Source organism: uncultured Streptococcus sp. (assembly GCF_963525625.1).
Lineage (GTDB): Bacteria > Bacillota > Bacilli > Lactobacillales > Streptococcaceae > Streptococcus.
Genome location: NZ_CAURLD010000002.1, coordinates 175,136 through 199,976, shown reverse-complemented (window position 1 = coordinate 199,976; position 24,841 = coordinate 175,136). Strand labels below are relative to the sequence as shown.

The 24,841-nt window shown below is 40.2% G+C and carries 24 protein-coding genes and 2 pseudogenes; 1 reads left to right on the top strand and 25 read right to left on the bottom strand.

What is annotated here, in order from left to right:
- Nucleotides 1-37: 37 nt before the first annotated feature.
- The 14 genes from RYK49_RS02080 to RYK49_RS02015 form a co-directional block, all read right to left on the bottom strand.
- Nucleotides 38-1,144: a DUF4352 domain-containing protein gene (locus RYK49_RS02080; protein WP_314831529.1), complete on the bottom strand. Its 1,107-nt coding sequence runs from the start codon at nt 1,142-1,144 to the stop codon at nt 38-40.
- 124 nt (nt 1,145-1,268) lie between these two features.
- Nucleotides 1,269-1,985: a YebC/PmpR family DNA-binding transcriptional regulator gene (locus tag RYK49_RS02075; RefSeq protein WP_002907099.1), complete on the bottom strand. Its 717-nt coding sequence runs from the start codon at nt 1,983-1,985 to the stop codon at nt 1,269-1,271.
- A 267-nt stretch (nt 1,986-2,252) separates the two neighbouring features.
- Nucleotides 2,253-2,618, bottom strand: a complete 366-nt coding sequence (locus tag RYK49_RS02070) for a hypothetical protein (RefSeq protein WP_314831534.1) — start codon at nt 2,616-2,618, stop codon at nt 2,253-2,255.
- A 230-nt stretch (nt 2,619-2,848) separates the two neighbouring features.
- Nucleotides 2,849-3,652, bottom strand: a complete 804-nt coding sequence (locus RYK49_RS02065) for a DUF6612 family protein (RefSeq protein WP_314831528.1) — start codon at nt 3,650-3,652, stop codon at nt 2,849-2,851.
- A 205-nt stretch (nt 3,653-3,857) separates the two neighbouring features.
- Nucleotides 3,858-4,952, bottom strand: coding sequence for a nucleotidyltransferase (locus RYK49_RS02060; RefSeq protein ID WP_314864707.1), 1,095 nt, complete (start codon nt 4,950-4,952; stop codon nt 3,858-3,860).
- 32 nt (nt 4,953-4,984) lie between these two features.
- The gene (locus RYK49_RS02055) at nt 4,985-7,738 is read right to left on the bottom strand and encodes an AAA domain-containing protein (RefSeq protein ID WP_314864705.1); all 2,754 of its coding nucleotides are present in this window, start codon (nt 7,736-7,738) and stop codon (nt 4,985-4,987) included.
- 30 nt (nt 7,739-7,768) lie between these two features.
- Nucleotides 7,769-8,503: a class I SAM-dependent methyltransferase gene (locus RYK49_RS02050; protein WP_314831579.1), complete on the bottom strand. Its 735-nt coding sequence runs from the start codon at nt 8,501-8,503 to the stop codon at nt 7,769-7,771.
- 74 nt (nt 8,504-8,577) lie between these two features.
- Entirely contained in the window at nt 8,578-8,943 is a 366-nt protein-coding gene (gene rsfS / locus RYK49_RS02045) for a ribosome silencing factor (protein WP_002901020.1), read from the bottom strand.
- Between the two features lie 9 nt (nt 8,944-8,952).
- A complete protein-coding gene (yqeK, locus tag RYK49_RS02040) occupies nt 8,953-9,555 on the bottom strand; it encodes a bis(5'-nucleosyl)-tetraphosphatase (symmetrical) YqeK (RefSeq protein WP_314864703.1) in 603 nt (200 codons plus the stop codon).
- Nucleotides 9,552-10,184 (bottom strand): nicotinate-nucleotide adenylyltransferase, encoded by a 633-nt coding sequence (locus RYK49_RS02035; protein WP_314864701.1) that lies wholly within the window; start codon nt 10,182-10,184, stop codon nt 9,552-9,554. The genes yqeK and RYK49_RS02035 overlap by 4 nt, the downstream gene beginning before the upstream one ends.
- Before the next feature lie 28 nt (nt 10,185-10,212).
- Nucleotides 10,213-10,524 carry a ribosome assembly RNA-binding protein YhbY gene (yhbY, locus tag RYK49_RS02030; RefSeq protein ID WP_002896287.1) on the bottom strand — a complete coding sequence of 104 codons (312 nt, stop codon included), beginning with the start codon at nt 10,522-10,524 and terminating at the stop codon, nt 10,213-10,215.
- A 106-nt stretch (nt 10,525-10,630) separates the two neighbouring features.
- Nucleotides 10,631-11,737 (bottom strand): ribosome biogenesis GTPase YqeH, encoded by a 1,107-nt coding sequence (gene yqeH, locus RYK49_RS02025; protein WP_314864699.1) that lies wholly within the window; start codon nt 11,735-11,737, stop codon nt 10,631-10,633.
- A 2-nt stretch (nt 11,738-11,739) separates the two neighbouring features.
- On the bottom strand, nt 11,740-12,267 hold the full coding sequence (locus RYK49_RS02020; RefSeq protein WP_172858948.1) for a YqeG family HAD IIIA-type phosphatase: 528 nt from the start codon (nt 12,265-12,267) through the stop codon (nt 11,740-11,742).
- Between the two features lie 188 nt (nt 12,268-12,455).
- Nucleotides 12,456-12,896 (bottom strand): hypothetical protein, encoded by a 441-nt coding sequence (locus RYK49_RS02015; protein ID WP_314864697.1) that lies wholly within the window; start codon nt 12,894-12,896, stop codon nt 12,456-12,458.
- 411 nt (nt 12,897-13,307) lie between these two features.
- Between RYK49_RS02015 and RYK49_RS02010 the strand changes: the two genes are divergently transcribed.
- Entirely contained in the window at nt 13,308-13,934 is a 627-nt protein-coding gene (locus tag RYK49_RS02010) for a TVP38/TMEM64 family protein (protein ID WP_314864695.1), read from the top strand.
- A gap of 63 nt (nt 13,935-13,997) precedes the next feature.
- Here the strand turns inward: RYK49_RS02010 and RYK49_RS02005 are convergent.
- The 11 genes and pseudogenes from RYK49_RS02005 to aspS all read right to left on the bottom strand — a co-directional run.
- Nucleotides 13,998-14,254 (bottom strand): annotated as a pseudogene (locus RYK49_RS02005) (EamA family transporter); the annotation flags it as partial.
- Between the two features lie 89 nt (nt 14,255-14,343).
- The gene (locus tag RYK49_RS02000; RefSeq protein WP_314864693.1) at nt 14,344-15,390 is read right to left on the bottom strand and encodes a 2,3-butanediol dehydrogenase; all 1,047 of its coding nucleotides are present in this window, start codon (nt 15,388-15,390) and stop codon (nt 14,344-14,346) included.
- A 121-nt stretch (nt 15,391-15,511) separates the two neighbouring features.
- Nucleotides 15,512-15,979, bottom strand: a complete 468-nt coding sequence (locus RYK49_RS01995; RefSeq protein ID WP_314864691.1) for a hypothetical protein — start codon at nt 15,977-15,979, stop codon at nt 15,512-15,514.
- A gap of 147 nt (nt 15,980-16,126) precedes the next feature.
- A complete protein-coding gene (locus RYK49_RS01990) occupies nt 16,127-16,732 on the bottom strand; it encodes a hypothetical protein (RefSeq protein WP_314864690.1) in 606 nt (201 codons plus the stop codon).
- On the bottom strand, nt 16,732-17,994 hold the full coding sequence (locus tag RYK49_RS01985) for a hypothetical protein (protein ID WP_126435847.1): 1,263 nt from the start codon (nt 17,992-17,994) through the stop codon (nt 16,732-16,734). The genes RYK49_RS01990 and RYK49_RS01985 overlap by 1 nt, the downstream gene beginning before the upstream one ends.
- Before the next feature lie 139 nt (nt 17,995-18,133).
- Nucleotides 18,134-18,793 carry a hypothetical protein gene (locus tag RYK49_RS01980; protein ID WP_314864687.1) on the bottom strand — a complete coding sequence of 220 codons (660 nt, stop codon included), beginning with the start codon at nt 18,791-18,793 and terminating at the stop codon, nt 18,134-18,136.
- Between the two features lie 142 nt (nt 18,794-18,935).
- Nucleotides 18,936-19,337: pseudogene (locus RYK49_RS01975) on the bottom strand (transposase); the annotation flags it as partial.
- A gap of 305 nt (nt 19,338-19,642) precedes the next feature.
- Entirely contained in the window at nt 19,643-21,076 is a 1,434-nt protein-coding gene (gene gatB / locus RYK49_RS01970; RefSeq protein WP_314864685.1) for an Asp-tRNA(Asn)/Glu-tRNA(Gln) amidotransferase subunit GatB, read from the bottom strand.
- Nucleotides 21,076-22,542: an Asp-tRNA(Asn)/Glu-tRNA(Gln) amidotransferase subunit GatA gene (gatA, locus tag RYK49_RS01965; RefSeq protein WP_314864683.1), complete on the bottom strand. Its 1,467-nt coding sequence runs from the start codon at nt 22,540-22,542 to the stop codon at nt 21,076-21,078. The genes gatB and gatA overlap by 1 nt, the downstream gene beginning before the upstream one ends.
- Nucleotides 22,542-22,844, bottom strand: coding sequence for an Asp-tRNA(Asn)/Glu-tRNA(Gln) amidotransferase subunit GatC (gene gatC, locus RYK49_RS01960; protein ID WP_002896305.1), 303 nt, complete (start codon nt 22,842-22,844; stop codon nt 22,542-22,544). The genes gatA and gatC overlap by 1 nt, the downstream gene beginning before the upstream one ends.
- A gap of 203 nt (nt 22,845-23,047) precedes the next feature.
- Nucleotides 23,048-24,784: an aspartate--tRNA ligase gene (aspS, locus tag RYK49_RS01955; RefSeq protein ID WP_314864682.1), complete on the bottom strand. Its 1,737-nt coding sequence runs from the start codon at nt 24,782-24,784 to the stop codon at nt 23,048-23,050.
- Nucleotides 24,785-24,841 lie beyond the last annotated feature (57 nt).

Genomic DNA, 24,841 nt, shown 5'->3' with positions numbered 1-24,841 from the left:
GAGCAAATAATCAATAATCAGCCCTCTAATTTTTGTATTAGGATATATCACCTTCGAAGGAGATGACAATGGATTCATAAGAAAAATCACCCTCCAAGACCCACTTGCCATCTGTCTTTACAAATTTCAACTGATAATCTCGTTCTGGGGTGAGAAGCGGCCGTGAGTCCAATCCAGCCATCATGTCATCAGCATAATTCTTATCCTGTGCTTTATAGAATTCCGAAAGATTCGCATACTCAGAACGATGTTTGTCAGAAAACTCTTTACTGTAGTTCAGGATGGTTTTACTTAGACTGACCGTTCTCGGTTTAATCTTGATCACTATCTCGTTCGGCATGTACTGGGCTACTGTATAAGAAATTTCGGAGCGTTTTGCATTATTTTCCACATAGGCATCGATAAAGGTATTGACTTCCTTATCAGTAAAGGGATAGTCATGCAATTTACGTTTGAAGTCTTCAGCAAAAGCTGCTCTAAAGTCATTTTTATCTTGCTCCAAATCACCGCCTAAGACAAAATCTTCCTTGCCCTTGGATGACTTTGCCTTGTCTTTGCTTTTGGCGTCTCCACCTAAGAAAACAGCATTCAGATAATCAGAAGCTAGTTTCTTTGAATCTTCGATTTGATCAGGATAGCTCGAAGGATCAACATTTAGCTTGATTTCTTCTGTTTTCTCATCAGCATCATAAGTTTTCTTCTCATAGTGCAGCTCATATTTTTTATCCTTTTCAACCTTAAATACAAGATAACCAGAAAGAGTCTTTCCCTTAGCTAAATCTTCATATTTCAGTATTTTAAAGTTTTCTGCATCATCATAAACTCCGACCGGCTGGATTTTCTCACCTTCTGAATCATAAAAACCAATATCTGAAGAGGAAATCATGATTTTTTCATCCGTTTTATTCTTAATTTCCAATGACAAAGCCAAGTATTTTGAATCAGCGGCCCCATTGCTTGGCAAAATAAACTGGCCTTCCTTAATCTTGACCTCTACTTGCCCATTGCTGGCTGCTTTCTTGTCCTTCTTCTCCTGACTTTGCTTACTTGGAATATCCTGATTTGAAGTCGGAAGCAAGGCACAGGCTGTTAAGCTCATTCCTGCTAGAAGCAAGGTCGCGTATTGAAATACTTTTTTCATCATTGTCTCCTTAATAACTTAATAATATGACCTTTTTATTTTACCATACTTATCTTGACTGGTAAATACAGTCTGAAAGTTATTATCATATAAAAAACCTGCAGCTCAAGCTACAGGTTAAGAATGTTTAGAATCCATCTACATTCGTATAGATTTTTTGGACATCTTCATCGTCTTCTAAAACGCTATAAAGTTTTTCAAAGGTTTCAAGGTCTTCACCGGTCAACTCTACTTCAGACTGAGGAATCATTTCAAGCTCAGTTACTTGGAATTCTTGAATGCCAGATTCACGCAGAGCCACGATGGCCTTGTGAAGGTCAGTTGGCGCTGTATAGACAGTGATGCTTCCTTCTTCTGCTTCAACATCATCAACATCCACATCCGCTTCCAGCAGCTGTTCAAAGACACTGTCAGCGTCGTCCCCAGCAAAGACAATCACACCTTTATTATCAAATAAATAGGCTACAGAGCCGCTAGCTCCCATATTGCCGCCATTTTTACCAAAAGCAGCACGGACATTGGCTGCAGTCCGATTGACATTTGAAGTCAGAGTGTCAACAATCAGCATAGAACCGTTTGGCCCAAACCCTTCATAGCGGCCTTCAGTAAAGGTTTCGTCAGTGTTTCCTTTTGCTTTATCGATGGCCTTGTCAATGACATGCTTCGGCACTTGAGCCTGCTTAGCTCGGTCGATAACGAATTTCAAAGCTGTGTTAGACTCTGGATCTGGATCACCCTTTTTAGCTGCTACATAGATTTCTACACCAAACTTAGCATATACTTTTGAGTTTGCGCCGTCTTTGGCCGTTTTCTTTGCCACAATATTGGCCCATTTACGTCCCATTGGAGATTCTCCTTTTGATAAATTACATTTTTAATCTTTCTTATTATAACACAGGGAATCAGAAAAATCACTAAGAAAAAATGATAGCTTTTAGAAGCTTCAGATTGGTTTCTTCGACTTCTACTGGGCTAAAATCGATACAAAATTGATTTCAGTTTTCCTTCCATAAAAAATCCAGTCGCTAAAAAAGCAACTGGACGGTACATTCTATTTCCTGAAACTGGCAGGTCTTTCATAGCGGACCTTTACCGAAATCCATCAAAAATATCACTGATAATTTTTCACAATAGGCAAATCCGGTTTGCACCTGCTTAAGCAAGCAAAAACATCCTCTATCCTGCCATCTAAAAAAGTGACATCTACTCGAACGGACTTGCCATGATAAGGCTTGACATATAGGTAGTCTCTCCGATAGTACCTGACTCCCAGTCGAAAAGAAGCCTGCCCATCAGAAGTTCTTCCCCAAGCCGGCCGGTAAAAGACACTTTCCAGCTGATTCCAAGCAAAGCTATGCTCTTTCAAGAAAGCACCTCGCACGGTCAAGCCCCACTCTGTTCCCGCAAGAACAAAGCACTTTTTACTCAGCTTGCGTCCCGCATGAACTATTGCAAAGATTTCGACTACAGCAGCCATGAAAAAAGCAAGTATAAAAGGCAAACTGAACGAGCGTATTCCTGCTCCAGGCATGGCTTTATCAATTGAAAACAAGAGCAAGGAAGCTAAAGCGCCGAAAATGATGCCTGAGGCTAAAAAGACAGAGGCCAAGATGACTATGGTCAAATAGAGTCCTCTACGGTAGCGAAAAGCAAACAATAAAGGCATGACTTTTCCTTTCTTTCTCAGCTAATAATTCCGCTTATGCTTTACTGAGGCGCCTTAAACTCATCTTCCTCTACCTTATTCCAGTCAGAATATTGAGTATCTGTTTGAACATCCAAACTGCCTTCTTCACCTTTATAAGATAAACCTAGCTTAAATTCTTTTAAGAATAAGGTCTTTTTATCCAAGCGTACTTCTAACGTTTTATCCATATCAGCCTGAGTAACACCTGTTAGCTCTAGTTTGAATTCTTCACCAAAGAGCCCCAGTAAATCAGCATTTTTACTGCTTAATTTAAAGACATATTCATCACCGCTTTCCTTTACAGTGACATCATCAGCCATTTGATAAAAGCCATCCATGAGTTTGAAATAATCGGGCTGAACATAATAATCTGCCCCACTTCCCATTTCTTGCTTAGACCATGTTCCATTTTTAGAAGAACGAGTATACAAAAGTTTATTCTCTCCGCCTGGCATAATCGCTTCTTGATAACTCTCCTGACCGCTCTCTTTTCCATCTATGACTAAATGCCCCTTGGCCAGCTCATCTGTGCTTTTATCATAGAGAAGGTCTCCGCTCATAGTTTGAGTTTTATTGGAACCATCTACAGTGATAGATAATTTCACCTTCATTTTCATTGAAGTTAGATCTTCATTCGCAGTTTCTGCTTTCTCCAAGAGTTCTTCAATATCGTCAGAAGAAGTATTCTTTTGGCTCTCACGGGAGCTATTCTCAGTCCCACCCTGATTCTTTTGAGAATGCTTCTGCCCAATCAAGCTACAAGCACCTAAACTAAGCGTCAGTAAAGCAGTAAGTGCCATAAAGGTAATCTTTTGAATTTTCATGAGTCTTCCTCCTTTGAGACATGGATAGGAAAGATAATCATTCAATCAGCATAGCAATGTTTTATTGACCGAATGTTAGCTTTCATACCTACAATCAAACCACTAAAAAGCAAATCATGCTCCTTAGTGAAAACAAGTTTATTTGTTTATTATACCATTTTTTATTTACCATCGCAAACAAAGCAAAAAGGCTGAATATTCAGCCTTACTTATCTTTCATAATCGGAACCCGTCCAAAATTCTGTTCCATAAGTGCAGGATTGCCTAGCTGATAGACCTTATCAGCCTGCTGGGTCAAACTGTCCCACGGCTCCTTGCCGATACGGCTGACTAATTCAACCTTTCCCTTAAGCATGGACAAATGCTGACGCCCCTGCTCGGAAAAGCCTAAAATATGAACACCTGACGGAAGCTCTTCTTGCCTAGCTCCGACCAGGATATAGGTCAGCAGACGCCGGACCCTAGCCTTGGTATAGCGTTTGGTCGCCACCTGTTCAACTAGCTCTTCTATGGTCTCACTGCTTTTCAAGGCCACTCTAATCCTGACGGCCAACTCCTGATTGACCTGATAAAAGTCCGTCAAATCCGGACAGGTCACTATCTGGTAACGGAGATAGGGAAAAAAGTCCAACCAGGTCACCTTAGGTGCCGTTTCAAGCAAGTGATGGGCTGGGGTGAATTTTTTGAGAAAGTCTGGCTGATCCAACTTCTGACGAAGGGCAGTTGCGGAGGCGAATTCCTGATCAGCCGATAAGGAATGATAGCCGGCTCCCTGACGTTGAATCGGGCACAACTTTATAGCCTTTCTCGCCACAGCCTTGGCATAGGCCAAGCCCAAAATATGATTGGGAGTAGAGCCTGAGAAATTGAGCCCTGCAAATTCCTGCCACATGGCCTGAGTCTTCTGGGGATAGGATAGGGAATCAGGCAAGCCAGCCAGATAAGCCTTCATCTGCTCTGCCTTTTCACCATAGACCTTGGAAATTCTCTCATAGTCCAGCACTTCCTCAGTTCCAAAAGTCAGCTGTTCAATGCCCAGTCTATCTAAGATGTCTACTGCCCCCTTAGCGAAAAAGTCTGCCGCCTGAACGCTGACCAAGAAAGGCAACTCAAGGACCAGATCCGCTCCAGCTTCCAAAGCCATCTGTGCCCGAGTCCACTTATCCACGATAGCCGGCTCCCCTCGCTGAACAAAATTGCCACTCATAGCGATAATTTTCAGACCAGAAGCCTGCTCCAGCAGATATTTGTGCCCATTATGAAAAGGATTAAACTCTGCGATAATACCGGTGATAGGCATTAATTCCTCCTCGAATATAGAATTATTACTATTTAAATATTGTTAATCATATCTTTTGACTGAATGATTTCGTCAGTTGATTTATAATCAGCCAAAGCAATCCTTATTTTTTCTTCCTCGCCGCTACCATTTGTTGCTAACCTTAGTAAAGGAAGTTGATAATTTTTGAAAATATTATTTTTCATCGAATCTCGCTTCATTTGGTCAGGATTATTATGATACTTAACTCCATCAACTTCAATTGCTAGAACCGGAACTTTTGTAACCTTATTAAATATCAGGAAATCTACACTGGTTCGACTCTGATTAACAAATTTTGCTTCATCAGATGACAGCAATGAAAAATCTTTTATCAAATGTTTTAATCGGTACTGTGTGATAAAGTCAAGCTCTGAATATGAAGTAAGAATTTCTTTTAGTAATTCAAACATCAAATTTTCTGAATCATATTTTGAATGTTTGCTCCGATTTTTAAAATAATTTAGTCTACGTTCTTCATATTGTTTATACAGATAATCAAATACTGATCTAACCATACTGTCTTTGATATCACAATTTTGATATGCAATATAGTCTATTAAATCTGTTATATTCATATTTGATTTTTGTTTATTACCAGAAGTAACTAAAATAAGTCGATTTTTAGCTCTTGAAACAGCCACATTCAATAGGTGGGGATCATCAGTAAAATGTGTTATTTGATTATCTACTGTAGAAAGGATTATTGTTTCACATTCTCTACCTTGAAATTTATGTACAGTTTCACTAATATATTTCTCCAGTTGATTTTGAGACAACTCAATCTGATTACGATATGGAGCAATAATTCCTGTGGTATTATTATCTAATAGATAATAATCAATCACCTCTTTTTTTATGATATCAATTTCTCTCTGATTTGAGTGCTGGCGTGCATGATTCCCCGCTACAGACTTATAAGCAATAAGTACATCTTTCTCGCCATGATCTTTAGTCATAATACATAATTTCCCATTATAGAATTTTTGATTACAAAACTGAATAATTTTAGGATGACAGCGATAATGCTCTTTCAATAAGGTAGCAGGCTCTTCAGGAAATAATTCTACCATTACTTCCAAAAGGCTCTTTTTAAAGCTATATATAGGTTTTATCTTCAAATCCTTTCGTAAACATTCTGACTTTTCTTTTGCTTCCCTTGTAACAATATTTGGTAATTGCTTAAGATCTCCAACAATTACTACATTTTTAGCACATGATAAAGCTAATGCTCCTGTAGCAATATCGACTTGTGAGGCTTCATCAATAATTAAATAGTCGTACAACATAGAATCAGCTACACAGTTTCTGGCAGAAAATGTTGTACTTAAGATTATAGGATAATCTTTTAAAATTTTTTTAGAAAAATTTAGCCTATTCTTTGCAGAGTTATCTGTATTATTTACTTTCCGAGGCGCCCCAGGAATATATTTTTCTAACAAAGCACTTTTCAAAATAGATTTTGAATATTCTATCATATTGGCTATATATTCATCGCCCAAATTTGTTTTATAATCATTTTCGAGTTTTGATAACTTTTTATTAAGTTTTTCCAACTCAGTCTCATAGAATTTCTTCTGAATCGTTGCAGCTAAAAAATCTGGATTTTGCTTATAAAAACTAAAATTCCTTATTTTATATTTAAAAATACTTTTTATTTTAAATATAAAACCGATTTTTCTATTTTGTTCAAAAATTTTTTCATACTCTAACAATAAATCCAAAAGAACTTTTGGAGATAACTTTGATAAATCTACTTCAAAAAGATCCTTATCAGACATGTAATCTTGAAAATGTTGATATTCTATCTCAATAAAAGAGATCTGTGATTTTATATTTGCTATTTCTTCTTTTAGCGAAAAAGCCTTTTTAACCAGTTCAAACTTTAGATTTCTTTCTTTATTTTCAAGAATATCTGGTAAATAATTAGGATAATGAGAAGATTGATTTTTTAAAAATTTTTCTTTATTTTTTTTACTGCCCAGTGTAGCTGTCAAAAAATCTAAAGCTATCTCTGGTTGAGATAATTTCTCTTTAATATTAGCAATTGCAGAATTATTATTTGACACCACTAAAGCTGTCTGATTTCTGTAAATAATATTCGACAAAATATTTAAAATTGTTTGAGTTTTTCCTGTTCCGGGAGGTCCCTCAATGAAGCTAATTTGATTTTTCAACGCTTTTTCTGTCGCAATGAGTTGACTATTATTACAACCGAAAGGAAATATTAGATTTTGATCATCAGATTTAGATTCCGATTCAGATTTTGTACTTGATGCTGATAGGAAACGATGTAAGACAGATTGTTGTGAAACAAAAGTAACTCTTTCATAATTCTTACCTAAAAGAGAACTACCATCGTCAGATTTTATATTATTTAAATTGGCAAGTTTTTTAAGATACTCAAAGACGTCATTAGCCTCTTTTTCAAATAAGGCGGATTGTTCAATTTTTAAATTCTCTTGATTTAAAATAACGTTCTTACCATGTTCAAAACAAACTTTTATTTTATTTTTCTCTAAATATGAGTATTTTTCAACAGAGATAACATTATTATAGGCGCCACATCCTGAGCGGCTAAATTGATAATTTTCTACAGGTAATTTTTCCAAAAATTGATATTCTTCAACATCTTCTTTGTTATAGGAATATTCTTTATTATTTGTATACCTCACCTTAATTTTGCCCTCTATTCCCGGCTTAATTGATAAAACATCATCTGTCCGATTTTTCTGTTTTATAAAAATTAAAGTCTGTTTATTTTCCAAATTCAATTCCTCAAAACATATTGCTAGGCTTTATTTCTCCGCCACAAAGAACCAGCGAGCGCTCTTGTCAGTTGGCTCCTTGTCCTCAAAGTCCGCGTAAACCTTGATATTCTTAAAACCAGCCTGCTCCAGCAAGATATCATAGGTCAGAATCTCATAGGTCCGCTCCTCATGCACCTCATCATGGCGCGTGAAGCTCCCATCCTCCTCTTGGACAAAGAAGGTCAGCTCATGCACGATGGAATGAGGCGGTTCATCCGCATAAGAATCCCAGACCATGGCAAAGGTTTCAGCATTTTCATGATAGGAATAGCCTGGAAAAACCTCATCAATCTGGTAAATCGAGTGCACGTCAAAGATAAAGCGACCGCCCTCATTTAGATGCTGGTAAACTTGAGTGAAGATCTGACCGACATCGACTTCATCCTCCATATAGCAAATCGAGTCCGAATAACAAGTCACCAAATCAAACTGACCAACGCCACTCAAATCCAGCATATTACCTTGTATAAAGGGAATGTCCAAACCGGCCTCTCTGCTACGCTTTTCTGCCAAGTCCAGCATCTCCTGACTCAGATCCAGCCCTGTCACATCAAAACCTGCCTGCTTAAAATAAATGGACTGAATCCCCGTACCACAGGCCAGCTCCAGCAGCTTTTTCTTATCCTTGGGAAAATGCCGCAGGCTGAAATCCGTCCACTTCTCATACAAAGAATCATCCATAATCGCATCGTAAACCGACGCGAAGGTTTCATAAGTTGCCATACTTTTCCTTTCAAAAATAGCCCAGCCAGCAGTCTGACTGAGCTAAATTCTGCTTTCTGCCTAAGGGCAAAAAATCACTTATTTTTTTCTTCCAATAAGGCTGCAACATCCACACCAGTTGCTTCGTGCCACAGTTTTTCCAGATTGTAATGCGCCCGCATTTCCTCAGAAAAGACATGGACGACCACACCACCCAAGTCTAAGAGAACCCAGCCACCAGCTGCATCGCCCTCAACATGACCAGCAGAAACACCCGCCGCAGCAGCTTTCTCACGGATATTTTCAGCGACTGCATCCAGCTGACGACTGTTCATAGAGCTTACGATGACAAAGTAATCTGTCACAGTAGTCAGACCTTGCAGGTCCAAAGCTACAATATCTTCTGCACGCTTTTCATCGGCCGCCTTCACGACCAGTTCCAACAATTCTTGTTCTTTCATAGTTCCTCTTTAATTTTCTTCTATTTCCTTCAAATACCCTACAAAGGCATTGTAGGTCTCCAAGGTCTGCGGATAGATGGGCATTCCTTTGTGAGCCAAATGCTCCACTGTCCTTGCTGTTTCATAAGCCACAGCTAGATTGAGCGACCGCTGTGCCAGCTCTCTGGCCTTGTCCACTCCGGGAAAGTCCCGGTTGTGCTCGATATAGTCAGCGACATAGACGACCTTGTCCAGCTCAGACATGGTGCCGCTACCCACTGTATGAATCTCAATGGCTCGCAGAATCTCAGCATCTTTCAAACCCAGGTCTTCCTGAATCTTGTAAATGCCCACCATGCCGTGCCAGACATTGTTGCCCCAGTTTTTCAGATTAGGATCCAGCCGGTATTTGTCAATCAAGGATAGGAAATCCTCATCCGAGACCTTTTTGGCATAGTCGTGCAGGAGTCCTGCTAGACCAGCTTTTTCGACATCAAGACCGACGCGCTCCGCTAATTCACGAGCAGCCTTTTCCACTCCTAGGCAATGCCGCAGACGTTTCTCAGACATGACTGTTTCCATCTTAACCAGCAAGGCCTCACGGCTCATGCTGATATAACTTTCATAGGTCATAGATAAAGCCCTTCTTTCTTGATATAGTCTAGCACTGGCTGCGGCAGCAGGAAATTAGGAGTCCGTCCCTGAGCCAGAAAATCCCGCACCATACTGGAGGAAATATCCATGAGGGGCACATCCACCCAGATAACAGGGTATGATGTCCCAGCCTTGTAGCGCGGCCGCTGAACACCGACAAACTGAACCAGCTCAACCAGCTCATCAATCCGGTACCACTTGGGCAGATAGTCCACCATATCTGCACCGATGATAAAGTAATAGTCCGTATCTGGATGTTGCTCTGTCAGCAGCTTCATAGTGTCGTAGCTGTAAGAAATTCCCTTTCGCTCCAGCTCAATGGTCTCAATTCCTAGGCCTTCAATGCCCTCGATGGCCAGCTCCAGCATTTTTAGCCGATGCTGTTCATCGATGGTCTCTTTCTTATCCACATGCGGCGGCTCGTACTCTGGCATAAGCAGGACCTGATCCAAGCCTAACTGTTGGCGGACCTGATCCGCCACGACCAAATGAGCATTGTGGACAGGGTTGAAATTCCCACCTAAAATGCCAATCTGCTTGCGTTTTTTATCTTTAACTTCTGGTTCTAATTCCACCTTGGTAAAGGGGGTCAGTAATTCAATAGCCATAGGCTGATATCTCCACAGAAATTTTTCCTTAAATTTGCTTGACTTTGACAGAGAGTTTACGATTTTCCTTCTTGCTGGACTGCTTGTAGAGAATCAAGATCCGGCCAATCTTCTGCACTGTATCCACTCCGATTTCTTCTTCCAAAATCTCAGCAACTTCATGGATATTCTCATCTGTATTCTGCAAGAGCGTAACCTTGATCAGTTCTCGCGCATCCAGTGCCTGACGGACACTGGTTTTGATTTGGTCGTTGAGTCCATTTTTCCCAATCTGAATGATAGGTTTGAGACTATGTGCCTGACTGTTGAGAAAGGCTCTTTGTTTTGATGTTAGTGTCATGTTCTTCTATAAGGCTTGAGGTCAGTTGGGACCTGCTTTTCCCCACTGCTCATGGCCTTTTCCTTCCTTATTTTAAGGGAATTTATTCCCCTTGGTTTCTTGAGTATTATATAATGGCTTTCCGAGTGACAACCGCCACACCCTCTGGCGCCCATCCGGCTACTCTGGCAGGACCACTGACGCGAATCCAACCCAGACCAGAGAAGACGATATCTGTCTTGTCCTTGATGGTAAATTCATGCTTGACCAAGGCTGGAAATTCTTCCTTTTCCTTGCCAACCGGCGGCACCAAGAGACTGCCGACATGCTTGTCATAAAAGCCACTGGCGCCTTCCAACTTGGTTCGGTGGAGCTTGAGCTCATTGTCAAAATACGCTGTGAAGCCCTGCTTGTCGCCTGCCACAAAATCAAAGCGGCCTAAACCACCCAAAAATAGGGTTTGCTCAGTATTGAGCTGATAAGTTTTGGGCTTGATTTCCTTTTTAGGACTGATGTATTTGAGATTCTTAGCAGAAAGATAGTGAGCCATCTGGTGACGATGGATAATACCCGGCGTATCATAGATATGACTGCCGTCCGCTAAAGGAATCTCGATTTTGTCCAGAGTTGTACCCGGGAAACGCGAAGTCGTAATAATATCCTTATCGCCCGTGATTTCCTGAATAATCGCGTTAATCAGAGTGGACTTGCCCACATTGGTCACGCCAACCACATAAACGTCACGTCCCTTGCGGCAATGCTCAATCTTGTCAATCAAGTCCTTAATTGCCTGCTTGTTCTGAGCAGAGGTCAAGACCACATCGACTGGACGCAGACCTTCTTCGTGAGCCCGCTCCGTCAGCCATTGGGTCACCTTGCAGTCCTTGACCGACTTAGGCAAAATATCTTTTTTATTTCCGACCAAGAGAACATCATTTCCTGCGACAAAGCGAGGCAGACCAGGAATGACCGAGCCATTAAAGTCAAAAATATCGACTACATTGACGACCAAGGCGTCGCTATCTCCAACCTCATGGAGAAGCCGCAGAAAGTCATCATCCGTCAGCTGGACGTCGCTGATTTCATTATAATGGCGCAGGCGGAAACAGCGCTGACAATAGAGTTCACCTGTCTCCAAGCCTTTTTCTAGAGCTGATTGGGGCGTGTAGCCTAGCTTACCCTTATCTTCTGTCTGAATAGTGGCTCCGCAGCCGATACAGAGAAGTTCTTCCATGCTTAAATTCCTTTTTTGTATTGAATTGGGCCGTATTTTTCAGTGATTTTCTTGAGCACACGGCGTTCACGCGCCCGATTGATCTGGGTTTTGATAGAGTCGTGCTCAACCAGTGGCTTAACCAAAATGGAACGAATCCCAGCCCGATGTGCTGCCCGAATATCCGTCATGAGCTGGTCGCCTACCATGACCACTTCCTTTTTTTCAAAATGAAAAAGCTTAAGCGCCCGGTCAATTCCCCAAGTGAAGGGTTTCATCGCCCAGTAGACATAGTCAATATCAAACTTTTCAACAGCCCGTTTGACCCGTTTTTGGTTATTATTGGACACCACAATAATCCGAATGCCAGCATCCCGCAAATCATGGAGCCACTTCTTCATCTCTGGGGTTCCATCAGGATTATTCCAAGCAATCAAGGTGTTATCCAAATCCACCAAAACCGCTTTGATCCCCTGTCTTTTCAAACTCTCTACTGTTAAATCGTAAACTGCCTCGACCGCAAAGTCCGGCATATAATCTTCAATCGCCACATCTCTCTCCAAAAATTCGTATTCTCACTATTATAGCATAAAATGGGCTTTTTGGCACTCCTGGTCCTATTTCTTCTAGAGCGAATAGGTGATGTTTACTTTTCTATTTTTCAAGCAAATGAAAACAGCTCCCCAAGCGGGAAGCTTCATTTTAAAATGGGCAAAATTCATGCTCATAAGACCACTATCTATTTTTTTTCGCTCTCTAACTTTTTTTCATAAAATTTTTGAAGTTTAGAAATAATACCGGTAGCACCCTCTGCTTCATCTTTTTTTATGTGAAGAACCTTAGAAAATTTCTGAAGATCCTTTTCTTCATCACCAGGGGCAATGCGAATGTCAACAGATTGCCATTCACCATCTTTCTCTTCGTAGCCTACTAAAGCAACTAAAAAATGTTTCCCCTCTATATGGCTACGTGTAAAGAAATACGCTGTATCACTAAAAAGACCATCGTGATATTGAGGATTAGCTTCTGCAAACAGTATAACATCTTCTTTCTTAAGTTCTCCATCAACACTAGATAAGGGTTGCTCATCTTCAATCTGTAAGCTCATTTCTACTGGAAATAACCAAAAGGATTGGTTATAACTTGAATCTGGACTCATAATTTTGTCATAGCTATTCACAAACTCTGCGACTCCTCCCAAAAGGAACAAGGAGAAATAACTAACTATAAATAGTAAAGTACATTTTTTTCGAAATATACGTAAAAGATTAAGAAAGAAATAATTAAAAATAATACAAAGAAAATAATTGTATGAGGGTGGAAAAATGTTCTTATGAGATTCTCATATGCAATCTCCCACAATTTTTGATGATATAAGTTTAGAAATTCTTGCACTATAACTCTCCTAACTCTTAGAATTTTTAGTTCGAGCACAAGCACTCTCTAATTTTTGAATGCTTATAGATTATTGCTCACCAGTCATATCATTATATCATCTTTCAAGTTTTTTAGCATCTCCATCCTCAAAGGTTACAAAAAGGACAAAAGATGATATTATAGTGGTGATAGTATAAATGTCCTGGAGGTTTGTATGGCAGAAAAAAACAGGCAGATGCAGGCTGTTTCTCCTCTTTTGCAAAAGATTATCAACTGGTCATCCGCCATTGGCGCTCTAGGAACGGTGGCCTTTTGTCTTTGGGCCTATTTCGCAGGCATTCTCCAGTCCAAGGAAACTCTCTCAGCCTTTATTCAGCAGGCTGGCATCTGGGGACCGCCTCTCTTTATCTTCCTGCAGATTCTACAGACGGTCGTGCCCATTATTCCTGGTGCCCTGACCTCTGTCGCTGGTGTTTTCATCTACGGCCATATCGTCGGCACCATTTATAACTATATCGGCATTGTCATTGGCTGCGCCTTTATATTTTATCTGGCGCGCACCTACGGTCCGGCTTTTGTCCAGTCTGTCGTCAGCAAGCGCACTTATGATAAATACATCGGCTGGCTGGATAAGGGCAATCGCTTTGAACGCTTCTTTATTTTCATGATGATTTGGCCCATCAGTCCAGCCGACTTTCTCTGCATGCTGGCCGCCCTGACCAAGATGACTTTCAAAAAGTACATGCTGATTATCCTTCTCTGCAAACCCATCACCCTCGTCATCTATACCTACGGACTGACCTATATCATCGATTTTTTCTGGAAAATGGTCTCCAAATAAAAAGAAGTTGAATGAAATCAACTCCTTTTTTATTTATCCTTTTTGTCTCCCATATATAATAGTTCAACTAAGAGAGTCCGCAGGACTTTTTCTTTTTTGCAGCCATAAATCTTTAAGGGAAACAGCTATTAAAATCATAGCAATCCCTACCAGGTCAACGATATAAAAATGCTAATTCATCAGAAAAAGGCAAAGAAGACTACTGAAATAGGCTCAATGGAAGCTAGAAGACTGGATTTGACAGGACCTATCAGGGAAGTATCCTTAAAAAAGACCGTGTAGGAAAAGATGATTCCTTTCAAAACTTTTGGTATTCCAGCATCTTTCTATATCTTTGCTTATTACAACACAAACCATAAAGAAAATCAGCCAGTTTTGACTGATTTTCATCTCATGATTAAGCAAAGATTTATTCCGGCGATACCAAAATCTTGATCTGCGCCTTGTCCTGCGTCAGCTCGATAAAGCCTTCTTGCACAATATCCTCCAGCTTAATCTTCTTGGTCACAAGCTTGTCAGCAGAGAAATAACCCTGCTCCATCAGCTCCAGCACCTTAGGGAAAATATGCCGATAGGCGATAATACCCTTGAGCGTTTTTTCTTGAATGGCAAATTCATTAGGATTGACGCTGGCTTCTCGCTCCCAGATAGAAACTACCATACATTCCCCTGCCTTGTGAACAGCAGCCAAAGCCTGCCCCAGCACAACCGGCACCCCAGTTACTTCATAAGATACATCTGCCCCGCCACCAGTTAAACGATGAATAGCAGCTACCACACCTTCGCCTTCTTCTGGCCGCACAATGATGGCCCCAAGCTCCTCTGCCTTGGCTTGGCGTTCTGGAGATAACTCGACACCATAAATCTTAGAGGCCCCGGCTGCCCGCAATGCCTCAATAATCAAGAGCCCGATTGGCCCCAAACCGAAGACAACCGCTGTATCGCCCGTCTTAAGAGCTGACTGACGGACCGCGTAAACAGCCACAGCAGCAGGTTCTGTCAAGGCTGCCTGCTCATAGCTAAGGCTGTCTGGAACTTTGTGAACAATGTCTCCATCCAAAACACAGTATTTGGCAAAACCACCGTCTGCCGCCAAACCGACAAAGTTTAGATTAGGGTCCAGATTGTAATCACCGATCAGATTATGCTTAGCCAAAATAGGCTCAACCGTTACCCGGTCGCCAACCTTGACTCGCGTCACAGCACTGCCGACCTCAACAATTTCTCCAGCAAACTCATGCCCCAAGGTTACAGGCGCTTTCTGGCCAGAGTAGACATGCTCTGTTTCCGTCGGAATAAAAATCGGTCCGTCCAAGTATTCATGCAGGTCAGTTCCGCAGATTCCTGTGAACTTGACCGCAATCTTAACCTGATGCGGTTTAACTTCCGGTACATCCACTTCTTCAATACGAACATCTTTAGCGCCATACCAACGCGCAGCATTCATTTTTGCCATAAATATACCTCGCTTTATAATTTGTTAATTTTATTGTAAACCCTTTCAGAAATCTTGTCAAAAGATTAGCTACATTTTCAAAAAATAACATACAAAAAACCAGCATCTGCTGGTATCAAGTTTATTCTGCAATTCTAGCAGAGTAGAAAGGAAGAAGGAACATTAAAACAATATAAAGAATCAAGAGAATCGCACGAAGCAATCCACCAAATAGAAAAGCAACTACTAAAGTTCCCAAACAAATAGAAAAATTAGTAAAATTTGTTTCAATCAGCAAGGTTTGCCCTGCTTTAACTGTCACTGGCTTAGTTTTCATAGGAGCTGCTCCTACACGAACAACAGCTTCTTCTCCCTCAATAGGAAAAATAGCCTCGTCACCATTCTTAATTGCGCCAACTTTCTGATCATTGATAAAGATTGGAAACTTCCCAATAATCCCTACAAAACCTGTCTCGCGTTTGATTTTAATTTCTGACATAAAAGACTTCTTTATTTTTTTAATTATTTTAACACAACTGATGGCTAAAGAAAAGACGAAATAAAAGGCTGTGATATTTAAAAATACTAAGCTATTAATCGTCAGCAACATGAGAAGCATATAGTCGCCTCTATTCCTTATCTCTTAATTTGACTATTTGATATATGACTTTTACTATTTTCAAATATATAAACATAATAAGGAATATTTGCTGAAAAATCCTCACACTTTTCTATAATTACTTTTTTTATTCATTTATCACTCCATATCTATCACAATTGAATTCGTAATTACAAGTAATCGTTCTTCGTCAGAGAATTCTAGTATAAGCTCAAAATGACCCTCGCTATTAATCATTACATCAACAGAGGTTGAACAATCTTTTTTTAATCCATACTTTTCTTTTAAATTATTAAAATATTTACTTGCATCTACAATATTATAATCAATCCGTTTCATACCTGTATCAGGATGTTTGGTCATGTAATCAAAAATAGATAGTTCTTGGAAAAATTTAGGCTCTAATTTCAGATTTAAAACCTCTAAATCATATTCTTGAGGCACCTCCTTATCATATTGTAATTCGCTGTTATTATACTGAGCATGAAACTCCGTATTTTGTCCCCCTTGCTCAATTACATACTCTCCTGTATTATCAGGTTTTAAATAAACACCCCTTGATATTTTACTATCAGCATTTTCATCCATCATAAAAATTTTACTGCTATATAATTTTACATTTGACAAATCTTTCTTATCTTCCGCTAAAAAGTCAAAAAGTGGCTGAAACTCCTTCTCTAATTCGTACTGTTCTTTTGTGCGATTTTCTGGTATTTTCTCTCCGCAGGCGCTCAACGGCTGCACTATTTCTTCAAGTGAATATTATTAAAGATTACTGCCTTTAAATTAATTAAAAGAATATTACCTAAACTAGGTATATCTGTATTATCGAAAACCTCCAGTAATATCGCTAAAATATCCCTCAAAACAAATTTTTCAGTAGACTTGTCAATCTTCTCTTCAGTTTTTAATAAACAAAGATTACGTTGTATATGGTCAATAAAGTCCATCATAAAAAAATTATTAATATCATCTAATGAATCAAAATAACCAATTTCTGTAGGTGAATTATTGATAATATAAGATTCTTTATTCAATATGTACTCTAATCTAAAATCAAATTTTTTAATTTCATCAAAACAATCTGTGTTGTATTTTACAATATCTAACACATCTTGCAATACTGAATACACACTGGAAAGTTCCACTGTATTTGCTTCAATTTCATAAGAAAGCAACTCAAATAAGGAGTTTAAGAGTTCATTAAAATTCCTTGAATCAATAATGCCTTTCATTTTATTTGTGTTCAGAAAAATCTTTTCTCTAATTTCGTATGTGTTATAAAAGAAAATTTCAGATAACGTTGAATCAGTCGGCACACTAATATTGTTATAGTCTCCCCAATCTTTAGAAGATGATATATCACTATAATTTCCAATACCAGGATATAATGCATTCCCCTTCGATTTTAAATATTTATAAATCTTTATGCCTCCATTTAGATACCCAAAAAGAATTTCCTCACCAATTATTGTTGTAGCAGTAATATAAAATGAACGTGGTATCTTCTTAGAAACAACATCTCCCGACTTTAAAGATACTTTACTAATACAATTTTTCGTATTATCGCTAGAATCATAATACTTTACATTCTCTATATATAAAGTATCTTCTCGCATTATCAAGATTATACCTTTAGTAGCATCAACCACAAAACTAGGTCTATAATGATCTTTATATTGCTCTAATTCTTTTTCCTTTTCTTTTACATTTCTTTCACGTTCTTTTTCACGTTCTTTTCTATCATCACGGTATCTATTCCTTTCATTACTGACAAACACAAATACTGTGAAACTAATAGTTAGTGCAGTTGAATAAAACGAAAAGTTCTCAACCACAACATTCAGTGCTAACTTCCAAGGCTCTGAAGGAATTATAAGACCATAATAAGCGAAGTATCTAAACATCTTCACTATAATCGGGAAAAAGAATATAAAAGCAGTAAATAATCTAACTGGCCAAGTGGTGAGCTTAAAATCATCCTGTTTATTCGTCGTATTTCTCAAAATATTATCTCCTTTTTATAATGATTAATTAATAATTAACAATAAAAATATTGTTATTTTAGTAAATGTTTTTATTCACATCGTTCCAGATTGAACTACAGCGCTTTGAAAACTATACGGTACTGTCTCATTTATTACTTTAATTTAAATTTTGACGATCCTCAGGAATAAACACATGAATTGTCTCTTCATCTGAATTGCTATCACTTTTTAAACTAATATAAATTCTACGTCCTAAAATCAATGCCCCTTTTCTATATTCTTCAATTTCATAGTAAACTTCTCCTTTAGAATTTTTCTTATCATTTAAGAAATTCTGCACTCTCTGTTCGAATTTTAATTGTCCAACATAATCTTTTGAATTTCGGTTGGCCTTTGGGTCTTGAGGTGTTATATTTTTCTTGTTTCCTTTACTAAAAAAATTATTAATTTTCAGTTTTTCTTGATTATTAATTTTTTTTACTGATGGTATCAGATATTCTTTAAAACAATTCGGAACAAAATGTCCTCTATCTTTACCTTCAACTCTTTTATCATTCTGTAATTCATAATTGTCAAGCGCGTTTTTAAAATAGTCTTGAGATGGGTTATTAGTGAGATGAAATTTCCAAACTATTGGATTTTCTGAAAAAAATGGGATCTTCCTATCTTTATATTTAGAAACTTTGTATACTTTCTTATCAGTTCTATTCAGTAATTCAAAATACTTCCCCTCAGGAATATATTTAAATTCTATTCTAGGCTCTTTTTTTTTTAAAAATTCTAATATCTCTCTAGTTGTAATATTTTTTTGTTTCATAGATATCAATTTCCATTCTAAACCATTAACTTCTTAATTAATAATTATATCATTAATTAATAATATATTTTTTAAGTAAATCTCTCTATTTTATGATACTGTCAACAATTTTGTGTAAACACTCAAGCAGAGTTACGGATTGTTAATTAAATAAGCTTTCAAGGGTATCAGAACATTGGCCAAACCCTTTATGAGTTCGTTGACTATGCCTGAAATTATAATCTTCAAGCAAAGTAACTAAATAACGTTCCAGAGCCTCCTCGTTAGGGAAAAGAACCTTCTTTTTCGTTTGACGTTTTATTTCTTTGTTGAGAGATTCAATAAGATTTGTCGAATAAATGCCGTGCCAAATCTGGTAGGGAGACTGATAAAAAGTTAAAAGATTATCCGTATTCTCTAGACTCTCCATTACTTTCCTATACTTTGGTTTCCATTCAGCGACAAAGTCCTCTAAAGCTTGTACTGCCATTTCTAAATTTTCAGCACGATAAATTGTCTTAAACTGTTCAAGAATGATTGCTCTATCTACTCGTTTCACTTTTGTTTTTCTATCAGTTATGTAAAGTGAGTTATAATAAATTTTTACATTTGATAAATCCTTCTTTTCTTCCGCTAAAAAGTTAAACAGTGGCTGAAACTCTTTCTCCAACTCGTACTGTTCTTTTGTGCGATTTTCTGGTATTTTCTCTCCGCATGCGCTAAATCCTACCATTATCGGTAATCCAGCTAGTAGGAGAATAATTATTTTTGAGAGTTGTTTCATATCTATAGCTCCTATGTTTTTTCTATTTTATCATATTTATTCTCCACAAAAGAAAACCAGCCTCTTGACTGGTTTTCTACTTATTTCTACAATTTCTCCAACTCTTCATTGAGCAGTTTTTGTGCTACTTGAGGGTTGGCTTGACCCTTAGTGGCCTTCATAAGCTGACCAATCAGAGACTTGGCCGCATTCTTATTGCCGCCTTTATAGTCATTGATAGCTTTTTCGTTGTTGGCAAATACTTCTTGGATAATTGGCAGAAGTTGGGCAGGGTCTGAGATTTGAATCAGGCCTGCTTTTTGTACATATTCCTTGGCAGAACCACCATTTTTAGCTAGATGAATAAAGACCTTCTTAGCAATCTTAGAAGAAATCGTTCCATCTGCAATCAGAGCAATCATCTCAGTCAGGTTCTCAGGCGTCAGCTCAATCTCAGAGATAGTCTTGCCTTCGGCATTGAGGTATTGCGCTACTTCTCCTTGGAGCCAGTTAGAGACAGCCTTGGCGTCTCCTCCTGCCGCAACAGCAGCTTCAAAGAAGTCTGACACAGCCTTGGTCGCTGTCAACTGCTTGGCATCGTAGTCAGACAGGCCGTAATCGCCCACATACTTGGCACGGCGCTCTTTTGGAAAGGCTGGCAGACTGCTGCGTACTTGCTCAATCCAAGTATCCTCAATCTCAAAGATAGGCAGATCAGGCTCTGGGAAGTAACGGTAGTCCGCTGAACCTTCCTTGACCCGCATGAGTAGGGTTTCGCCAGTTGCTTCGTCATAACGACGGGTTTCCTGACGGATTTGACCGCCGCTGCGTAGGATTTCAGCTTGGCGTTTTTCCTCAAATGCTAGACCCTTTCGGACAAAGTTGAAGGAGTTAAGGTTTTTCAGCTCAGTTTTGGTACCAAACTCTTCCTGACCGTAAGGACGGATGGAAATATTGGCATCGACCCGCATGGAGCCCTCTTCCATCTTGACATCAGAAATGCCCGTGTACTGGATGATTTCCTTGAGGGCAGTCAGGTAGGCATAGGCCTCTTCTGGACTGCGCATATCCGCTTCCGAGACAATCTCAATCAGTGGCACTCCTTGGCGGTTGAGGTCCACATAAGAGTAGCCATCGCTGCCGTGGGTATTCTTTCCTGCATCTTCTTCCAAGTGGGCCCGCTCGATACGGATTCTCTTGGTTGTACTGTCTTCTAGCTCAATTTCAATCCAGCCATTGTAGCCAATTGGCTCATCAAACTGAGAAATTTGATAGGCTTTTGGATTGTCCGGATAAAAGTAATTCTTGCGGTCAAAGTGCATCTTCTGGTGAATATCCATGTTCAAAGCCAGAGCAGCCTTGATACCATAGTCAATGACACCCTTGTTCATAACAGGCAGAACACCTGGGAAGGACCAGTCAATGATATTGGTGTTGGCATTTGGATCTTCACCGAAGTGAGCTGGAGCCGGTGAGAAAATTTTTGAATCGGTCTTCAATTCAACATGGACTTCCAGTCCGATAACTGTTTCAAAGTTCATTATTTTTCACCTCCAAAGATAACTGGCTGCTGTTTGTGGTAGTCAGTCGTCGCTTCAAATGCTGCGGCTGCCTGATAGATGGTCACTTCATCGAAGTGGTTACCAATCAACTGCAAGCCGACAGGAAGACCATCTGCAAAGCCAGCTGGGATTGAAATGCCAGGCAGGCCGGCCAGATTGACTGGAATGGTCAAAAGGTCAGCCAGATACATGGCCACTGGATCTTGGTTTTGACTACCCAAATCATAAGCAACAGTTGGTGCGGTTGGACCTAAGATCAAGTCATATTTTTCAAATACCTTGGCAAAATCTTGCATAATCAAGGTCCGAACCTGACCAGCTTTCTTGAAGTAGGCATCGTAGTAACCAGATGACAAACTGAAAGTTCCTAGCATAATCCGGCGTTTCACCTCTTCACCAAAGCCTTCACTACGAGATTTGACATAGACATCTTCTAGATTTTCAATGCCTTCTGCTCGGTAGCCATAGCGAATACCGTCAAAACGCTGCAGGTTAGAACTAGCTTCAGAAGAAGCAATGATATAGTAGACTGCCACGCCGTACTTGCTGTGAGGCAGGCTAACTTCTTCAACGATGGCTCCTAGACTTTCCAAGTGCTTCGCCGCTGCCAGAATCGTTTCCTTGACCTTGCTGTCAATTCCCTCACCCATGTATTCCTTAGGCAAGGCAATCTTCATCCCCTTGATATCTTGGCCAATCTTGCTGGTAAAGTCTGGTACTGCTTCTTGTGATGATGTAGAGTCCTTAGGATCATTACCAGAAATAACATTCAGAAGTTGGGCATTTTCCTTAACCGTCTGAGAGAAAGGCCCAATCTGGTCTAAAGAAGAACCAAAAGCAATGAGACCAAAACGGGAAACTCGCCCGTAAGTTGGCTTGAGGCCGACTACACCGTTAAAGGAAGCCGGTTGACGAATGGAACCACCCGTATCTGAACCCAGTGACAGACGAACCTGACCTGAGGCAACAGCTGTCGCTGATCCACCAGATGACCCACCAGGAACCTTGCTGCTGTCCCAAGCATTCTTAGTCGTCTTAAAGTAAGAGTTTTCACTGGATCCACCCATGGCGAACTCGTCCATGTTGGTCTTCCCGACGATAATCATATCCTTACCGTAAAGCTTCTCTACGCTAGTCGCATCGAAAATCGGCTTGTAATTGTAGAGTATCTTAGAAGCAGCCGTCGTCAAAATCCCCTTGGTTGAGATATTATCCTTGACTGCCAGCGGAATTCCGCTCATAAGATTGTCCACATCAATGCCCTTAACATCCAGAGCCGCAGCCTGAGCCAAAGCCTCTTCTTTGCTGACAGTAATGAAGCTGTCCACAGCCGCTTCACGTTCTTTGATATCTGCCAAAGTCGCCTGAGTTAACTCTACCGCAGAAATTTCTTTCTTGACCAGCAAATCATGCAACTCTTCAATAGTCTTGTGATTAAAAGTCATTAGGCATCTCCTCCGTCATCTAGGATGGCAGGCACTTTGATGTAGCCCCGCTCTTTTTCAGGTACATTTTGGAAAAGCTCTTCCCGGTTCCAACCTGGCTGAGCCACATCTTCTCGCATATAGTTGATATTAGCAGCTACATTAGAAGTGAAAGGCACACCCTCCGTGTCCACTTCATTGAGCAATTCGACCATGTCGACAATCTTGGTTAAGGTCGTCGCAAACTCAGCAGTTTCTTCTGGTGAAAAAGCCAGTTTTGACAGCTTAGCAACGTGACTTACTTCTTCTTGAGTAATCTTCATCTCTGATTCCTTTCATAAGATATGTGAGCTTTAGCGACTAAAAATAACAATTTCTAGATGATATCTTTATTTCCAAGCTTCAGCTCACCTTTACTTTGACAAGCCAGGGATGCTGATTTATTTACCATCCGCTAGCTCTTTTCTTCAGCTTCTTCCTGCCATTCTTCAGGAATTCGCATCATTTCATTTTACCATATTTCAGGCTAATTCTTCAATTCCAAATGCAGTTCTTTGAGCTGTCTTAGATCCACCAAACTTGGACTTTCCAGCATAGGATCAAAGCCAGTACCATTTTTCGGAAAGGCGATGACTTGCCGGATATTTTCTTCCCCAGCCAAAATCATAACCAAGCGATCTAAGCCCAGAGCCAAGCCGCCGTGTGGTGGGAAGCCGTATTCTAAGGCTTCCAGGAAGAAACCAAAGTCCCGTTCATAGTCTTCTCGGCTCATGCCTAAAAGCTCAAACATAGCTTCCTGAGCCTTCCGGTCATGAATCCGCAGACTCCCACCGCCGATTTCATAGCCATTCAAGACGATGTCGTAGGCATGGCTACGGAATTGGTCTGGCTCTTGTCCATCTTCAAAGATGCCCTGTGTGAAAGGATGGTGCATGGCTTGATAGCGGTTTTGGTCTTCATTCCACTCCAGCAGCGGCCAATCCACAACCCAAAGGAAATGAAGCAAACTCGGATCAATCAAATCTAAAGCTTTTGCGACTTCTATACGTAGATGTCCCAAAGCTTCCTGAGCCCGACGCTTCTTAGACATGACTAGCAGAATCAAATCTCCATCCTTGGCCTCAAAACGTTCCAGCAACTCCTGACTTTCAGCTTCAAAGGTACTAGCCAAATCACCAACTAACTGGCCATTTCCAACCTTTAGACTGGCGAAACGACTGCAGCCAAATTCCTTCATTTCCTGATAGTAATGACTCAGTTGTTTCTTACTAAAAGCACTAGCCGCATCTGGCACACAGATTCCCATCACTTCCTCTTGGTTATCCAAGACTTTCTTGATGAGAAGCGAATCATTGGACTGGCACAAATCCGTTAAACTCTTCAGCTCTAAACCAAAGCGCGTATCTGGCTTATCAGAACCAAAGCGGCTCATAGCCTCTTCATAACTGATAGTCGGAAAAGCTTCTGTCAACTCTAAACCATGAGTTTTCTTGACAACAGCCTTGAGCATGGCTTCAACCAGAGCTCGGATTTCTTCTTCGCTTGCAAAACTCAACTCCAAGTCCACCTGGGTAAATTCTGGCTGACGATCGCCCCGCAGGTCTTCGTCACGGAAACAACGAACAATCTGATAATAGCGCTCAAGGCCAGCGCCCATCAATAACTGCTTAAGCATCTGCGGGCTCTGAGGCAGCGCGTAGAATTGGTTTTTAAAGACCCGACTAGGAACTAAAAAGTCTCTAGCCCCTTCTGGTGTTGACTTGGTCAGATAAGGCGTCTCCACTTCCAAAAAGTCCAAACCATTCAAATATTCCCGAATGGTTGAGGTGACCTGGTGACGTAGTTTGAGGTTATGTGTCATCTTCTCACGCCGCAAGTCTAGGTAGCGGTATTTCTGACGTAGGTCTTCCCCCGTATGGGCATGCTGGTCCAGCTCAAAAGGCAATGCCTTGCTGCTAGCAATAACCTCAATCTTTTCAGCTCTCAGCTCAACCTGACCAGACTTGATGGACTTATTGACGAAACGCTCTTCCCGCTGAACTACTTGCCCCGTCACTGCAATGATATCCTCTTTGCCAATGTCTTCCAACTTAGCAAAATCTTCAATCTCACCGCCAACGAAGACCTGAAGCAAGCCCTCGCGGTCCCGCAACTCAATAAAGGCTAGTTTGCCGTGATTGCGGATATTGGCCACCCAGCCAGTTGCGGTCATGGTCTGTCCGACCTGCTCTAAACCATAGTTTCCGATAAAAATTTCTTTCATGTTCTTTCCCTCTCAAATCAATTAGTAGCTCCGCCCTATTGTTCAGGTTATTAGCAA

What these genes read in the sequence shown, in the direction of transcription:
- yqeK (WP_314864703.1), bottom strand. Translation starts at nt 9,555, where the DNA reads ATGACCTATGAAAGTTATATCAGCATGAGCCGTGAGGCCTTGCTGGTT.
- RYK49_RS02050 (WP_314831579.1), bottom strand. Translation starts at nt 8,503, where the DNA reads ATGGCAACTTATGAAACCTTCGCGTCGGTTTACGATGCGATTATGGAT.
- rsfS (WP_002901020.1), bottom strand. Translation starts at nt 8,943, where the DNA reads ATGAAAGAACAAGAATTGTTGGAACTGGTCGTGAAGGCGGCCGATGAA.
- RYK49_RS02070 (WP_314831534.1), bottom strand. Translation starts at nt 2,618, where the DNA reads ATGGCTGCTGTAGTCGAAATCTTTGCAATAGTTCATGCGGGACGCAAG.
- RYK49_RS02035 (WP_314864701.1), bottom strand. Translation starts at nt 10,184, where the DNA reads ATGGCTATTGAATTACTGACCCCCTTTACCAAGGTGGAATTAGAACCA.
- RYK49_RS01980 (WP_314864687.1), bottom strand. Translation starts at nt 18,793, where the DNA reads ATGAAACAAAAAAATATTACAACTAGAGAGATATTAGAATTTTTAAAA.
- gatC (WP_002896305.1), bottom strand. Translation starts at nt 22,844, where the DNA reads ATGAAGATTACTCAAGAAGAAGTAAGTCACGTTGCTAAGCTGTCAAAA.
- RYK49_RS02080 (WP_314831529.1), bottom strand. Translation starts at nt 1,144, where the DNA reads ATGATGAAAAAAGTATTTCAATACGCGACCTTGCTTCTAGCAGGAATG.
- RYK49_RS02060 (WP_314864707.1), bottom strand. Translation starts at nt 4,952, where the DNA reads ATGCCTATCACCGGTATTATCGCAGAGTTTAATCCTTTTCATAATGGG.
- yhbY (WP_002896287.1), bottom strand. Translation starts at nt 10,524, where the DNA reads ATGACACTAACATCAAAACAAAGAGCCTTTCTCAACAGTCAGGCACAT.
- RYK49_RS01995 (WP_314864691.1), bottom strand. Translation starts at nt 15,979, where the DNA reads ATGTTGCTGACGATTAATAGCTTAGTATTTTTAAATATCACAGCCTTT.
- aspS (WP_314864682.1), bottom strand. Translation starts at nt 24,784, where the DNA reads ATGAAAGAAATTTTTATCGGAAACTATGGTTTAGAGCAGGTCGGACAG.
- RYK49_RS02075 (WP_002907099.1), bottom strand. Translation starts at nt 1,985, where the DNA reads ATGGGACGTAAATGGGCCAATATTGTGGCAAAGAAAACGGCCAAAGAC.
- yqeH (WP_314864699.1), bottom strand. Translation starts at nt 11,737, where the DNA reads ATGGAAGAACTTCTCTGTATCGGCTGCGGAGCCACTATTCAGACAGAA.
- RYK49_RS02000 (WP_314864693.1), bottom strand. Translation starts at nt 15,390, where the DNA reads ATGGCAAAAATGAATGCTGCGCGTTGGTATGGCGCTAAAGATGTTCGT.
- gatB (WP_314864685.1), bottom strand. Translation starts at nt 21,076, where the DNA reads ATGAACTTTGAAACAGTTATCGGACTGGAAGTCCATGTTGAATTGAAG.
- gatA (WP_314864683.1), bottom strand. Translation starts at nt 22,542, where the DNA reads ATGACTTTTAATCACAAGACTATTGAAGAGTTGCATGATTTGCTGGTC.
- RYK49_RS02010 (WP_314864695.1), top strand. Translation starts at nt 13,308, where the DNA reads ATGGCAGAAAAAAACAGGCAGATGCAGGCTGTTTCTCCTCTTTTGCAA.
- RYK49_RS02065 (WP_314831528.1), bottom strand. Translation starts at nt 3,652, where the DNA reads ATGAAAATTCAAAAGATTACCTTTATGGCACTTACTGCTTTACTGACG.